Source organism: Amorphoplanes friuliensis DSM 7358 (genome assembly GCF_000494755.1).
Classification (GTDB): domain Bacteria; phylum Actinomycetota; class Actinomycetes; order Mycobacteriales; family Micromonosporaceae; genus Actinoplanes; species Actinoplanes friuliensis.
In genome coordinates, this window is the sequence record NC_022657.1 from 8,622,535 (window position 1) to 8,636,549 (window position 14,015).

A 14,015-nucleotide genomic window follows, 5' to 3' on the forward strand; every position below is an offset into this window, starting at 1 on the left:
GGGCCCCCGAGATTCCATCACGACGAGTGTCAAAGAGAAAGAGCAGCCTGACCCGGACCGTTTGTGTGATGCGATGTTGCGTCCGAAGAGTTGAACATCGCCGGTCGGTCATCACTGCTCGTATATGACTGCATCTCTCAAAGTCACTCACCCTGGGCGGTGTCACGGGGTTCCCGCGCACACCGTCCGGCCCGATCCACCATCGATCGCGGCAGCACAGACGATTGCTCGCACGTGACCGGACGGCAAGGCAAGATGCCGGATTGTGCAGTGTTTGAGACAGCAATCTGTCCGAAAGGATGAGGTGGCTGGCCGAATCGCCAGTTTCGCGAGACGAAAGTACGGACGTGTCGCCAATGCCGCTTAAAAGCGGACTTTAGGACAGCAACTTCGCGTACGCCGGCTTGATCACGTCGTTGATGATGGCCAGCCGCTCGTCGTACGGGATGAACGCCGACTTCATCGCGTTGATCGTGAACCACTGGAGTTCACTCCAGCCCCAGCCGAAGGCCTCGGCCAGCAGGGCCATCTCCCGCGACATGGACGTGCCGCTCATCAGGCGATTGTCGGTGTTGACGGTGACCCGGAAGCGGAGGTCGTGCAGCAGCCCGATCGGGTGCTCGGCGATCGACGGCGCCGCCCCGGTCTGCACGTTGGACGACGGGCACAGCTCGAGCGGGATGCGCTTGTCCCGGACGTAGGACGAGAGCCGCCCCAGACTCGTCCCGGTGATGTCGTCCACGATCCGGACGCCGTGACCGAGCCGGTCGGCGCCGCACCACTGGATGGCCTGCCAGATCGACGGCAGCCCGAACGCCTCGCCGGCGTGGATGGTGAAGTGGAAGTTCTCCCGCTGGAGGTACTCGAAGGCGTCGAGGTGCCGGGTGGGCGGGAAGCCCGCCTCGGCGCCGGCGATGTCGAAGCCCACCACCCCGGTGTCGCGGTAGCGCACGGCGAGCTCGGCGATCTCCTGCGACCGGGCGGCGTGCCGCATCGCGGTCAGCAGCGTGCCGATGCGGATCTGGTTGCCCTGGGCGGCCGCCTCGGCGCAGCCCTCGCGGAAGCCGGCGTGCACGGCGTCGACCACCGCGTCGAGGGTGAGACCCCGCTCCAGATGCTGCTCGGGCGCGTAGCGGACCTCCGCGTAGACGACGCCGTCGGCGGCGAGGTCGAGGGCGCACTCCTTGGCCACCCGGTGCAGGCCCTCCTCGGTCTGCATGACCGCGACGGTGTGCGCGAACGTTTCCAGGTAGCGTTCCAGCGAGCCGGAGTCGGCCGCCGCCACGAACCAGTCGCCCAGCCGCTCGGGATCCGTCTCGGGCAGCTCGTGCCCGATCCCGGCAGCGAGCTCGACGATCGTCGCCGGCCGCAGTCCACCGTCGAGGTGGTCGTGCAGCAGCGCTTTCGGGGCCTGGACGATGTCGGCGTGGGTGATGGCAACCATCCACAGATGTTAGAGGGAAGCAGCGGATGATCGACGGAGCATTGCCGTACCTGCGGTGTCCGGTGTGCCGCGAGGCGCTGGAGCGGACCGGCGATCAGGTCCTCGGCTGCCCCCGGCGGCACAGTTTCGACATCGCGCGGCAGGGCTACGTGAACCTGACGGCGGGCCGTTCGCCCCACTCGGGTGACACCGCCGCGATGATCGAGGACCGCGAGGCCTTCCTGGCCGCCGGTCACTACACCTTCATCACCAAGATCCTGACCGAGACGGTACGCCCGGACGACGGCCTGATCGTCGACGCGGGCACGGGCACCGGCCACTACCTGGCGCACCTGCTGGACGCCCGGCCCGACGCGTACGGCCTGGGCCTAGACGTGTCCAAGCCGGCCCTGCGCCGCGCCGCCCGCGCCCACCCGAGAGCCGCCGCCGCCCTGACCGACCTGTGGAGCCCGCTCCCCCTCGAGGACGTCTGCGTCTCGACGATCGTGAACGTCTTCTCACCCCGCAACGGCCCGGAGTTCCGCCGAGTCCTCCACTCCGACGGCACCCTGATCGTCGTCACGCCGGCGCAGGATCATCTCGCCGAACTGGTCGAGGCCCACGGCCTGATCGGCGTCGACCCCGCCAAGCCCGACCGCGTCAGCGAAAACCTGGGCACGCTGTTCGAGGCCGAAGGCACCACGACCCTGCGCCACGAGATGCACCTGACTGCGGCCGAGGTCCGAACCTTGATCGGCATGACCCCGAGCGCCCACCACGTGTCCCTCACCGACCTGCAAACAGAGAACATCACGGTGACAGCGGCAGTGGATGTGACGGTCTACCGCCCGGCGTGAGCCGGGCCCTGCCGAGCACGCAGCCGGCAATCGGCGGGAGCGACGGTCAGCACCATGCAACCAGGCACGACATGATCCAGACCTTGAAGTTGACCCGGCCCTCAGACCGAGAGATCAACTTCCTCCCATTCCGGTGGGTCCTCGTGATAGGGGCCGGAAAACACCACCGCCCACTCCAGACCCCACCTCCGCTGGCCGATGGCGTTGCTGTCGACCTCGCCCGGGACCGGCGCGCCGGCCTTCTCGGCCTCCTGGAACGCCCAGTCCAGGCAGTAGTAGAGGTCCAGCAGCACCGCGGCCTCGATCGCGTCCCGGGGCGCGACCAGCGCCCGTGACCGCCACCGGTCGAACAGCTCGCCGCCCGGCAGGTCCGGCATCTGCTGCATGAGCCGGTCCTCCGGCGGCGCGGTCGGGTCGAGGTGCCGGCTCAGCCCCAGCACCCAGGCCAGCGCGAAGACCGCGTCGTGGTGCAGCACGAACGACCGGTGGTCACCCTTGCTGCCGGCCACGAACTGCCACTCGGGCGGTGTGACGAAGTCCACGAGGTGCGAGCTGAGCAGCCAGCTCATCGCGATCTCGGTGGGCATGCCGAAGCAGCGCGCCACGACCACGTGCAAAACCGCCACCCGCGCCTCGATCTCGCCCGTCGCCCGCAGCTCGACACCGTCGCCGGGCTCCCACACCAACGGGAACGCCGGTGGCGGCAGCGGCAGGCCGAGCCTCTCGAGCTCGTCCAGGCTGGCGTCACGCACCGCTCGGGGATCGGGGGCGGCCTTCATGACCGATCAGGCTATGCGGTCGATCAGCAAAGGCGTAGGGGCGGGCGCATTCTGCGAGATCCGCACGGCCCCGTCCGCCCCCGCCAGCGCGGCGGAGATCCTCGACCCCTCATCGGTACGGAGTTCGAGCAGCGGGTCGCCCACGGCCACGGTGTCGCCGGGCCGGACCTTCAGCATGATGCCCGCGCCGAAGCTGACCGGGTCCTCCTTGCGGGCCCGTCCGGCACCGAGCCGCCAGGCGGCCAGCCCGACCTCGAGCGCGTCGATGCTCTCGACCACACCGGCGGTCGTCGCGCGCAGCACCTCGGTCTCGCGGGCGGTGGGCAGCGGCGCGTCGGGGTCGCCGCCCTGGGCCCGGATCATGGCCTTCCAGGAGTCCATGGCCGCGCCGGACTGCAGAACCTTCTCGGGGTCGGCGTCGAGGCCGGCCGCGGCGAGCATCTCGCGGGCCAGGGCCAGCGTCAGCTCGACCACGTCGGCGGGACCACCACCGGCCAGCACCTCCAGGGACTCCTCGACCTCCACGGCGTTGCCGATCGCGAGCCCGAGCGGGGTGTTCATGTCGGTGAGCAGCGCCACCGTCCGCACCTGGTGCGCCTTGCCCAGCTCGACCATCGTGCGGGCCAGCTCGCGGGCCATGTCGACGTCCTTCATGAACGCACCCGTGCCGACCTTGACGTCGAGGACGAGCGCGCCGGTGCCCTCCGCGATCTTCTTGCTCATGATCGAGCTGGCGATCAGCGGGATGGCCTCGACGGTGCCCGTGACGTCACGCAGGGCGTAGAGCTTGCGGTCGGCGGGGGCGAGGCCGTCGCCGGCGGCGCAGATGACCGCACCGACGTCCTGGAGCTGCCGGACGAACTCGTCGTTGCTCAGCCCGGCCCGCCAGCCGGGGATCGACTCCAGCTTGTCGAGGGTGCCGCCGGTGTGGCCCAGGCCGCGGCCCGAGAGCTGCGGGACGGCGGCGCCGCAGGCTGCGACCAGCGGCGTGAGCGGCAGCGTGATCTTGTCGCCGACACCGCCGGTGGAGTGCTTGTCGACGGTCGGGCGGGTCACCGCGGAGAGGTCCAGACGCTCGCCGCTGGCGATCATCGCGGCGGTCCAGCGGGCAATCTCCGCCGGCGTCATGCCGCGCAGCAGGATGGCCATGGCCAGCGCGGACATCTGCTCGTCGGCGACCACACCCTTCGTGTACGCGTCGACCACCCAGTCGATCTGCGCGTCGGACAGCGTGTGCCCGTCCCGCTTCGCCCGAATGACGTCAACCGCAGCAAACTCGCTCATGCCTGCTCCCACCTAGTGCCGATGCCTTCCGGGGGTTCGCCTTCGCCGGCCCAGGACAGGCTGCCCTCGGTGTCCACGACGACCACCCGGGGCGTCCGGGTCAGACCCCAAGTCACCGCGGCCGAGGCGGTCGGGAAGTTGGGGCCCTCCTCGAGGATGCCCTTCTCCGCGTCACCCTCCCCGGGGCTTCCGGCGGAACGCTCCCAGTAGCCCGTCCAGACCTGCTCACCACCGGAGAGGTCGGGGTGGACGAAGACGGTCCCGCGGCCCCGCCACTTGGCCAGCTGCGCGGGCACGGCCGGCACCGCGGACGGCCCGGTGACCTTCTCGATGTCGTCGGGCCCGAACGCGTTGGGCAGCAGCTCGGACATCTTCAGCGGCCGGGGCAGCGCCTCGACGAGACACTCGGCGCCGCCGTGCTCGTAGAGCAGCTGCCGGCAGCGCCCGCACGGCATCAGCGGCAGGCCGTTGGCGTCGACGCAGGCGACCGCGACCAGCCGGCCCCCGCCGGTGGCGTGCAGCGAGCTGACGAGCCCGCACTCGGCGCACAGGCCGACGCCGTAGGACGCGTTCTCGACGTTGCAGCCGACGACCACCCGCCCGTCGTCGACCAGCCCGGCCACACCGACCGGGAAGTCGGAGTAGGGGGCGTAGGCGTGCCGCATGGCCTCGATGGCCGCAGCCCGCAGCGCGGGCCAGTCGATCTCCATGCCGCCGATTCTGCCCCACGCCCTGTCCGGGCCGGTGCGGCTCCCTAGCTTTTTACGTAGGGCTGGCCGTCGGCGGCCGGCGCGCGGACGCGTCCGACCAGGCCCGCCACGGCCACGATGGTCGCGAGGTACGGGAGCATGTTGAGGAACTGGCTCGGCACCGAGCTGCCCGCCACGCTGAGATAGGTGGCCAGCTTCTGCGCGAAGCCGAAGAACAGCGCCGCGCCCAGCGCCCCGAAGGGTGTCCAGCGGCCGAAGATCAGGGCGGCCAGCGCGATGAAGCCGGCACCCGCGGTCATGTTCTTGTTGAAGCTGCCCGTGGCCACCAGCGTGAAGTACGCACCGCCCGCACCCGCGATCAGACCGCCCAGCAGGACGTTCAGGTAGCGGAGGCCGCGGACCCGGATGCCCACGGTGTCGGCCGCCGTCGGGTGCTCGCCGACGGCCCGGGTCCGCAGACCCCAGCGCGTCCGGGTGAGCCCGAAGTGGATGACGAACACCAGGATCAGGGCCAGCCAGACCAGCAGGTTGGTCTCGAAGAGCACCGGGCCGACGACCGGGATGTCCGCGAGGCCCGGGATGCGCCACTCGGGCATCCGCGGCGGCTCGTTGTACGACTGCGCGTCGGTCTGCATCAGCCGCTCGTAGAGGAAGCCCGTCATGCCCAGGGCCAGCAGGTTGAGCACGATGCCGACGACGACCTGGTCGACCAGGAAGCGGATGGCCAGCACCGCCAGGATCGCCGCGATGATGACACCGCCGATCGCCGCGCTGAACAGGCCGAGCCACACGCTGGTCGCCATCGTGCCGACCAGGGCGGCACCGAACGCGCCCATCAGGAACTGGCCCTCGATGGCCACGTTGACCACGCCGGAACGCTCACCGAGCACACCGGCCAGGGCTCCGAGCAGCAGCGGGACCGCCAGCTCGAGCGTGCCGCTCGCCGTGTCGACCAGCGGCAGGAATTTGCCCGCCACCTGCCAGCACAGGAACGACAGGACAAAACCGAGGATGCCCAGGCTCAGGACGAACGTCTGGTGCTTACGGGCCACACCGGCGAGGAGGACGGCACCCGCGCCGAGGGCGACGATGCCGAAGAGGATCGCGCCGAACTGGCCGTTGATCGAGAGCGAGGCGCCGTTCGCGTCCTCGCTGAGGGTGAACCGTGCCGTCTCGGACGGTGCGAGCGGACCGAAGACCGCCGTGGCGATCACACCGATCAGCGCCACGCCGACACCGAGACGCCGCTGCCTGTCCCAGAACCGGGCCGGGGCCGTGGCCTCCGTCAGGTCCTCCACTGTCGCGGTCGACACCGGGGTCACCAGCCCTTCGCCATCGATGCGCCGAGCCGCGCGGAACGGGCGGCTCGCAGGTGGTAGATCGCCTTCACCAGGGCCGGTGCGGCGATGAAGATGACGATGAGCGCCTGCAGCACGGTCACCAGCTCCAGGGAGATGCTCGAGAACGACTGCATGCGGTTACCGCCGGCGCGCAGGGCACCGAAGAGGATCGCCGCGAGCAGCGTGCCCCACGGCCGGTTGCGGCCGAGCAGGGCGACCAGCAGGCCGTCGAAGCCGATGTTGCCCGTAACCTGCGTGGTCAGGGCGTGTGCCGTGCCCAGGACCTGGGTGGCACCACCGAGGCCGGCCAGCGCACCGGCGGTGACCATCAGCAGGGTGTAGGTCCGGCCGACGCTGATGCCGGCCGTCCGGGCCGCGGCCGGGTTGGCACCGACGGCGCGCAGCTCGAAGCCGAACGCCGACCGGTTGAGCAGCCAGGCGACACCGGCCGTGGCCAGCACCGCGAGCACGATACCGAGGTTGACCCGCAGCTCACCGCCGACCGCGGGCAGCTGCGCCGACGAGTCGACGGGCTCGCTGATCGCGTCGCTGCGACCGGTCGCCTGGATGCCCTTCTGCAGGATCAGCCAGCCCAGGAACAGGTTGGCCGTGTAGTTCAGCATGATCGTGACGATGACCTCGTGGGCACCGGCGCGCGCCTTGAGGATGCCCGGCACGAAGCCCCACAGCGCACCACCGAGCACACCGGCCAGCAGCGCAGCGACCAGGTGGATCACCGGCGGCAGCGGCAGCAGGAAGCCGGCCAGCGCGGCACAGACCGTGCCGATGACCGCCTGGCCCTGGCCACCGATGTTGAAGAGGCCGCCGCGGAACGCCAGCGCCACCGAAAGGCCGGTGAAGACCAGCGGGGCCGCGTAGGTCAGCGTCTCCGAGATCGGGAAGAACACCTGTCGCCAGGTGCCGGTGCCGTTCGCCCAGGCCGTGATGGTCGCCGGGTCGACGATCGCGCCCTTGAAGAGGTCCGCGTACGCGTTGCTGACGACCGTCCAGCTGGCGTCGAACGCGTCGGCGGGCCGGGCGGTGAGGTACGAGAACGTCTCCAGCACCGCGGGGTCGGAGACGATGATCAGGATCGCGCCGATGACCATCGCGAGCACAACCGACAGCAGCGTCACGGTGACCGTGTTCGCGGACCACAGGTTGTGCAGGAAGTGACTCATGAAGGAGTCGCTGTCTGCGGGCTTCTGCGGAGCGGGCTTTTCCGCGGCCGGCTTTTCCGGAGCGGGCGCGGCCGGCTCGTCGGTGGTCACTTGGTCCCCTTCTCTGCAACCCCGTCGCCGTCGCCGGCCTCCGGCTCTTCTTCCGGTATGCCCGGAGCATCGTCCGCCACGGCCACCGCGGACGGATCCGTGATGCCGGCCATCAGCAGGCCGATCTCCTCGCGGGGAGTGTCCGGCGAGACGATGGCCAGGATCCGTCCTCTGTACATGACCGCGATCCGGTCGGCCAGCCCCACGACCTCGTCCAGCTCGCTGGAGACGACCAGCACCGCCGTGCCGACGTCCCGCTCGCGCACGATCCGGCCGTGGATGAACTCGATCGAGCCCACGTCCACACCGCGGGTCGGCTGCGAGGCGATGAACAGGCGCAGCGGCCGGGACAGCTCCCGGGCCACGACGACCTTCTGCTGGTTGCCGCCGGAGAGGGTGCTCACCGCGGCGTCCGGCGACGACGTACGGATGTCGAACTGCTCGACCCGCTCCCGCGCCGCCTCGCCGACCGCCGCGGGGTTGAGCCGGAACGCGTTGCCGTACGGCGGCCGGTCGTACTGGTCGAGCACCAGGTTCTCGGCGACGGAGAACTCCTTGACCACTCCGTCGAGGCTGCGGTCCTCGGGCACGTACCCGATGCCGGAGCGCAGGATCTGCTTGGTGCTCATGCCGATCAGGTCCTCGTTGTCGACCTCGACCGTGCCGGCGCGCGGCTCACGCAGGCCCATCACGGCCTCGACCAGCTCGGTCTGGCCGTTGCCCTGGACACCGGCGATGCCGAGCACCTCACCGGCCCGGACGACCAGGTCGACGCTGTCGACGGCGCGGACACCGCGGTCGTCGTCCACGATCAGGCCGGAGATCTTGAGGACCTCACGGCCGGGCTTCGCGGGGGCCTTGGTGACCTCGAGGCTGACCGCCCGGCCGACCATCAGGGCGGCGAGCTCGTCCTCCGGGGTGTCGGGTGACGCCGTGCCCACGGTCTTGCCCCGCCGGATCACGGTGATCCGGTCGGCGATCTGCTTGACCTCTTTGAGCTTGTGCGTGATGAAGACGATCGACTTCCCGGCGTCGGAGAGCCCACGCATGACCGCGAGCAACTCCTCGGTCTCCTGCGGGGTCAGCACGGCCGTGGGCTCGTCGAGGATGAGCAGGTCGACGTCGCGGGTCAGCGCCTTGACGATCTCGACGCGCTGCTGGGCGCCGACGGGCAGGTTTTCCACCAGGGCGTCGGGGTCGACCGGCAGGCCGTACCGCTCGGAGACCTCGAGGACCTCGCGGCGGGCGCGGCGGCGGTCCAGGAAACCGCCGCGGGTCTTCTCGGCGCCGAGCGCGATGTTCTCCGCCACGGTGAAGACGGGCACCAGCATGAAGTGCTGGTGGACCATGCCGATGCCGGCGGCGATGGCGTCGCGGGGGCTGCGGAAGACCCGCGCCGCGCCGTCGACGAGCACTTCGCCCTCGTCGGGCTGCAGCAACCCGTAGAGCTGGTTCATGAGGGTGGACTTGCCCGCGCCGTTCTCACCGAGGAGGGCGTGCACCTCACCCGGCTCGACGGTCAGGTCGATGTGATCGTTGGCCACCAGGTCGCCGAAGCGCTTGGTGATGCCGCGCAGTTCGAGTCTCAGCGGAATCTCCTGCAGACGAGAGGCTGGTGATCAACGGGGGGACGTTAGCAGCCTGAGCAGAGCCGCCGCGCAGGCCGCGGGGTGAACCCGCGACCGCGCGGCGGCCGAAATGCTGAACTGACCGCGAACTACTTCGGGGCGTTGGCCGACTCGACCTTGACGGTGCCCGCGATGATGTCCGCCTTGAGCTTGTCGACCTCGGACTTGAGCCCGGCGTCGACCTTGCTGTCGAACTGGTTGTACGGCGCCAGGGAGACGCCCTCGTTCTCCAGCGTGCCCAGGTAGCCCGGGGTCGAGCCCAGGGTCTTGCCGGACGCACCGTCGGCGACGGCCTTCTCGACGGCGTCGGTGATGTTCTTGACGACCGTGGTCAGGAAGACGTCGCAGTACTGCTCGGCGCTCTTGCAGCCGTCCTGGTCGACCCAGATGACCGAGACCTTGCCGCCGGACGCCTTGGCGACGTCCGCGGTGCCCAGACCCGTGCCGCCGGCCACCGGCATGACCACGTCGGCGCCCTGGGCGACAAACGTGTTGGTGATCGACTTGCCCTTGTTCTGGTCACCGAAGTTCTCGGCGAAGGTGCCGTTCTGCTTGGCCTTGTCCCAGCCGAGCACAGCGACGTTCTTGCTCTTCTGCTTGTTGAAGTAGGCGACACCGTCGGCGAAGCCGTCCATGAAGACGGTGACCGGCGGGATCTTCAGGCCGCCGTAGGTGGCCACCTTGCCCGACTTCGAGTAGCCCGCGGCGAGGTAGCCGGCCAGGAAGGCCGCCTGCTCGGTGGCGAACTGCATCGGGAAGACGTTGGTCGCCCCCGCGATGCTGCTGTCCACGATGCCGAACTGCTGGCTCGTGTTCTCCTTGGCGACCTTCTCGGTGGCGCCGCCCATGAGGCCGCCGACCGAGAGGATGAAGTTGCACTTCTGCGTGACGAACTGCCGCAGGTTGGGCTCGTAGTCAGCCTCGGCGGTCGACGCCACGTACTTCGGGTCGACGCTGCTCTGCGCCTCCTTGGCGGCCTGCAGGCCGGCCCATGCCGAGGCGTTGAACGACCGGTCGTCGATGCCACCGGTGTCGGTGACCATGCACGCCTTATATGCCGCCGCGGTGCTCGCGCCGGAACCGCTCGGGGTCTCGTCAGGGGCGTCGCCACAGGCAGCGGCGGCGAGCGAGAGCCCACCCGCCGCGAGAATCGCAACGATTCGCTTCCCACGTACTGGGCGCAAGACGCCCTCCTTCCACAGCGCACCGGCACTTCGCGGTGCGTCTCAGGACGGGAGCGTAGCCGCAGGCCAAGGCGTCGTCAGGAAATCAGGCCGGACTGTTGGCGCACCGTTACCTGTCCGCGATCGGCCCGGCGCCTGAACGCCGCTTTAGCAAGCGTGGGGCGGGAAATGCCCGGTTGGCCAGGTAACCCGCCGTTAATCTTTCGGCGCGGGCCCGCCCGGTGCGCCGATTTCTTCGGCGGAGCGTGTTCCACGCCACGCGCGGACACCCAGCACGCCCACCGTCGTGCCGATGACGAGCGAGGCGCCGATCAGCAGGGCGTGCACCCAGAGGAACGCGGTCGGGCTCCCGTCCGCGAAGGACCGGTCGTCCTTCCAGATCGCCAGGCCGAACCGTGGCCAGATCAGCCAGGTCCACACACCGACCACCACCAGGAAGGCGGACCACCGCCGGGAGAGCACCACACCGTGCAGTATGCGCGCGGCAGGGGCGGCCCCGACCCGGGCCACCCCTGCCGTCGTTCCGAGCTCAGCTCACCAGTGCGGGCTCACGCTCCACGGCACCAGGCGCGACCTCGGCGGCCGGCCGGCTCAGACCGCGTCTCCCGGCCGAGACCAGGACCAGACCACCGATCGCGTACGCGCTGAGCACCCACCACGCGACCGCGGCACCGTTGCCGTCGAAGTAGGCGACCGAGCGCAGCAGCGTCGACCCGGCACCGATCGGCAGGAACTGCCCGACCGCTCCCCACGGCTGCGGCAGCAACTCCGCGGCGGAGCTCACGCCGGAGAGCGCGTTGCCGACGAGGAACACGATCAGGGCGCCGAGGGCGAGCCCGGCCCGGTCCAGGACCGCCGCCAGCCCGGCGACGGTGCCGGACACCGCCAGCCCGAAGAGCCCCATGACCGCCGCGTTGCTCAGGTAGTCGCCGGGGAGCACCCCGAGCCAGAGCTGCTGGACGGCCGCGCCACCGAGCCCGGCCAGGACCGAAAAACTGCCGAGCGCGAGCAGCCGAGCGCCCCGCCGCTTGACGAGCAGGAAGGTCAGGATCCCGGCGATCATCCCGGTCATGGCCAGGGGGAGAAAGCCCGCGCCGAAGCCGGCACCACGGGGGTCGTCCGCGTCGGTGGGCACGACGTCCACCACCGGGACCGGCCGGCCCTGCCCGAGACCAGCGGTGGCCTGGGTCAGCAGCGTCGCCACGGCCGGGCTCGCCGCGGACGCGAGGTGCAGTGACGGCCCCTGCGCTCCGAGGACGATCGCGCCGTAGACGTCACGGTTGCGGATGGCGGCGTCGGGGTCGGTGACCACCCGCACGTCGAAGGCGCCGGGGTGGGCGGCGGCGAGCTGGGCGGCGACCTGGTCGGCCGCAGGTGCCGGGCCGGCTACGGCGATCGGCAGGTCCCGCGGTTCGAGGTTGGCGGCGGGGCCGGCGAACAGCGGCACCAGCAGGGCTTGCAGGGCGACTACAGCGACGGCGATGAGGAGGGCCAGCCTGGACATGTCTGTCTCCTAAAACGAATGCTCGTTCTCTTTGATGTCCTCAGCGTGGACCGGAGGCAGCGAGGTGTCAAGAACGAGCGTTCGTTTTACACTGTGGGACGTGCCACGTGTATCCGAGGACCACCTGACCGCCCGCCGCGAGCAGATCCTGGCGGCGGCCCGCCGCTGCTTCCTGCGGAACGGCCTGCACAACACGTCCATGCAGGACCTGATCCGGGAAGCGGGCCTCTCCGTGGGGGCGGTCTACCGGTACTTCAAATCCAAGGACGAGATCATCAATGCGATCTCCCAGACGGTGGCCGGCGCTCTGGTCGTTCAATTGGACGAGCTGGCCGCCCGGAAGCTGCCACTGCTGGAAGCGGTGAGTGGAGTTCTGGACCTGATCGATCGGCAGCTTCATCCGGACGGGAACTTCCCGCTGGGGCTCCAGGTCTGGAGTGAAGCCGTCCTCAACCCGGCGATCGGCACGATCGTCCGCAATCGTTACCTCGAGCTGCGCGAGCCGTTCCGGGCCATCACCAGGACCGCGGTGGAGCGCGGTGAGCTGCCGCCGGACACCGACGTCGAGGCGGTGGCGGCCGTGCTGTTCGGTCTGCTCCCGGGCTACGGGTTGCAGCGCCAGCTGGTCGGCTTCCCCGACAAGGACACCTACCTCGCCGGAGTGATCACGCTATTGACCCGCTGACGTGAGCTTCGCGGCGATGCGGGCGAAGCCGGCCCGGACCTCGGCCTCGGCCGGCGGGCGGCCCGGCGTGGTGCGGCGGGGCTCGTCGTCGGCGTCGAAGTCCTCGGCGTCGAGATCGGGGTTGTGACCGGCGCGGGCCAGCTCGATCTCGTCGCGGATCGCGTCCGCGCCGGCCAGCGGCAGCAACGGCTCGACCACGGCCATCAGGTCCTCGTCGGCCACCACGGCCTGCGCCAGTGCGAGCGCATGGGGGCGTTCGTAGGGCCCGCAGACCAGTGGTTCCCACTCCTCGTTGTCGTCCAGCGCGCCGATGGTGATGATCCACGGCAGGTCCGCCACCGGTGAGTCCGGCGGCAGGTGCAACGTCACGAGAGTGCCCACGCGCCCATCATTCCGGGCGGTCGTTCCGAATCCAGGTATTTTGCCCCACCGGGGCAGTTTTATCGTCAGCCGACAGGTCCACCACACGACCGTGCGGACTGGTCGCCGCCCAGGCTGCCCCGAAGAGCAGCAACTGGTTGAAGACATAGAGGTAGACGAGCACGCCGACGGCACTCGCGACCAGGCCGTACGCGGGATTGCGCTCCACGAGGCCGACGAACGACTTGCCGACGGTGTTCAGCAGCGTGATGCCGATGCCGACCTGCAGCACCGGCGGCGCCATGCGGCGCACGGTCATCCGCAATCGCGGCACCGCGGCCAGCAGTGCCGCGGCGAGCAGCATGTTGATGCCGACGGTGAGGATCAGACTGACCGCCGACCGCAGGAACGACACGTGCCCGTCAGCGATCCAGGCGAGCAGCGCCTCGAGCCCGTAGACCGCGAACACCGAGATGGCGAGCAGCAGCAGGATGCCGATCATCACCAGCAGGTCGACCACCTGCCGGACACCGATGTAGCCGGGCTGCTCGTTCAGGCGCCAGATCAGCCGCTGCGAGCTGCGGATCGCCTCGACCCAGCCGATGCCGGTGAAGACCAGGCCGACGATGCCCACGATGCCGACGGTCCGGCCGCTGTCCAGGATCGCCTGCACGTCGAGGAAGGGAAGGTTTTGCCCCAGGAACTCCTGGACGATCTCGAACAGCCCGATGTTCGATTTGATCAGGAAACCGAAGATCGAATATCCGATCAGGGCCAGGGCAAAAACCGCGAAGAAGCCGTAGTACGCGATGGCCGCGGCGAGCCGGCCGCCGAGCACCTCGTCGTACCGCAGGATCGCGCGGCAGAAGTGGTCGAAATACGCGGAGCGGTGCCGCAGCGCCATGACCCGGGCCTCGACCGCCGCGTACGCCCGGTCGATGACGTTCACGCCGCCGACCGTACCCAATGGATCCGCCGGTGTCTCTGCAG

At 69.9% G+C, this 14,015-nt stretch carries 14 protein-coding genes; 2 read left to right on the forward strand and 12 right to left on the reverse strand.

Annotated features, from left to right (window positions below):
* Positions 1-376 precede the first annotated feature (376 nt).
* Positions 377-1,444 (reverse strand): adenosine deaminase, encoded by a 1,068-nt coding sequence (locus AFR_RS39735; protein WP_023562497.1) that lies wholly within the window; start codon positions 1,442-1,444, stop codon positions 377-379.
* A gap of 26 nt (positions 1,445-1,470) precedes the next feature.
* Between AFR_RS39735 and AFR_RS39740 the strand changes: the two genes are divergently transcribed.
* Positions 1,471-2,280, forward strand: coding sequence for a putative RNA methyltransferase (locus AFR_RS39740; RefSeq protein ID WP_023562498.1), 810 nt, complete (start codon positions 1,471-1,473; stop codon positions 2,278-2,280).
* A 101-nt stretch (positions 2,281-2,381) separates the two neighbouring features.
* Here AFR_RS39740 and AFR_RS39745 read toward each other — a convergent pair whose 3' ends face one another.
* From AFR_RS39745 to AFR_RS39785, 9 genes are all read right to left on the reverse strand, one after another.
* On the reverse strand, positions 2,382-3,059 hold the full coding sequence (locus tag AFR_RS39745; protein ID WP_023562499.1) for a DUF4272 domain-containing protein: 678 nt from the start codon (positions 3,057-3,059) through the stop codon (positions 2,382-2,384).
* A 6-nt stretch (positions 3,060-3,065) separates the two neighbouring features.
* Complete coding sequence (locus AFR_RS39750; RefSeq protein WP_023562500.1) at positions 3,066-4,343, reverse strand: thymidine phosphorylase; 1,278 nt, start codon at positions 4,341-4,343, stop codon at positions 3,066-3,068.
* A complete protein-coding gene (locus tag AFR_RS39755; RefSeq protein WP_023562501.1) occupies positions 4,340-5,053 on the reverse strand; it encodes a cytidine deaminase in 714 nt (237 codons plus the stop codon). Before AFR_RS39755 ends, AFR_RS39750 begins: the two co-directional genes overlap by 4 nt.
* Positions 5,054-5,097: 44 nt before the next feature.
* Positions 5,098-6,366: an ABC transporter permease gene (locus AFR_RS39760; protein ID WP_041843339.1), complete on the reverse strand. Its 1,269-nt coding sequence runs from the start codon at positions 6,364-6,366 to the stop codon at positions 5,098-5,100.
* Positions 6,367-6,371: 5 nt separating this feature from the next.
* Positions 6,372-7,574, reverse strand: a complete 1,203-nt coding sequence (locus tag AFR_RS39765) for an ABC transporter permease (protein WP_148308347.1) — start codon at positions 7,572-7,574, stop codon at positions 6,372-6,374.
* An 86-nt stretch (positions 7,575-7,660) separates the two neighbouring features.
* Positions 7,661-9,208 carry an ABC transporter ATP-binding protein gene (locus AFR_RS39770; RefSeq protein ID WP_023562504.1) on the reverse strand — a complete coding sequence of 516 codons (1,548 nt, stop codon included), beginning with the start codon at positions 9,206-9,208 and terminating at the stop codon, positions 7,661-7,663.
* Positions 9,209-9,381: 173 nt separating this feature from the next.
* Positions 9,382-10,476, reverse strand: a complete 1,095-nt coding sequence (locus tag AFR_RS39775) for a BMP family lipoprotein (RefSeq protein ID WP_041841487.1) — start codon at positions 10,474-10,476, stop codon at positions 9,382-9,384.
* 195 nt (positions 10,477-10,671) lie between these two features.
* Positions 10,672-10,941, reverse strand: a complete 270-nt coding sequence (locus AFR_RS39780; protein WP_041843341.1) for an SCO4848 family membrane protein — start codon at positions 10,939-10,941, stop codon at positions 10,672-10,674.
* Between the two features lie 64 nt (positions 10,942-11,005).
* Complete coding sequence (locus AFR_RS39785) at positions 11,006-11,980, reverse strand: hypothetical protein (protein WP_023562507.1); 975 nt, start codon at positions 11,978-11,980, stop codon at positions 11,006-11,008.
* A gap of 100 nt (positions 11,981-12,080) precedes the next feature.
* Between AFR_RS39785 and AFR_RS39790 the strand changes: the two genes are divergently transcribed.
* Positions 12,081-12,665, forward strand: coding sequence for a TetR/AcrR family transcriptional regulator (locus AFR_RS39790; protein WP_023562508.1), 585 nt, complete (start codon positions 12,081-12,083; stop codon positions 12,663-12,665).
* Here AFR_RS39790 and AFR_RS39795 read toward each other — a convergent pair.
* On the reverse strand, positions 12,651-13,046 hold the full coding sequence (locus tag AFR_RS39795) for a hypothetical protein (RefSeq protein ID WP_023562509.1): 396 nt from the start codon (positions 13,044-13,046) through the stop codon (positions 12,651-12,653). The two genes, AFR_RS39790 and AFR_RS39795, sit on opposite strands and share 15 nt — an antisense overlap.
* Before the next feature lie 7 nt (positions 13,047-13,053).
* Positions 13,054-13,974: a YihY/virulence factor BrkB family protein gene (locus AFR_RS39800; protein ID WP_041843342.1), complete on the reverse strand. Its 921-nt coding sequence runs from the start codon at positions 13,972-13,974 to the stop codon at positions 13,054-13,056.
* Positions 13,975-14,015 lie beyond the last annotated feature (41 nt).

Coding starts and splice junctions, on each gene's coding strand:
- AFR_RS39735 (WP_023562497.1), bottom strand. CDS start 1,444: ATGGTTGCCATCACCCACGCCGACATCGTCCAGGCCCCGAAAGCGCTG.
- AFR_RS39740 (WP_023562498.1), top strand. CDS start 1,471: ATGATCGACGGAGCATTGCCGTACCTGCGGTGTCCGGTGTGCCGCGAG.
- AFR_RS39745 (WP_023562499.1), bottom strand. CDS start 3,059: ATGAAGGCCGCCCCCGATCCCCGAGCGGTGCGTGACGCCAGCCTGGAC.
- AFR_RS39750 (WP_023562500.1), bottom strand. CDS start 4,343: ATGAGCGAGTTTGCTGCGGTTGACGTCATTCGGGCGAAGCGGGACGGG.
- AFR_RS39755 (WP_023562501.1), bottom strand. CDS start 5,053: ATGGAGATCGACTGGCCCGCGCTGCGGGCTGCGGCCATCGAGGCCATG.
- AFR_RS39765 (WP_148308347.1), bottom strand. CDS start 7,574: ATGAGTCACTTCCTGCACAACCTGTGGTCCGCGAACACGGTCACCGTG.
- AFR_RS39785 (WP_023562507.1), bottom strand. CDS start 11,980: ATGTCCAGGCTGGCCCTCCTCATCGCCGTCGCTGTAGTCGCCCTGCAA.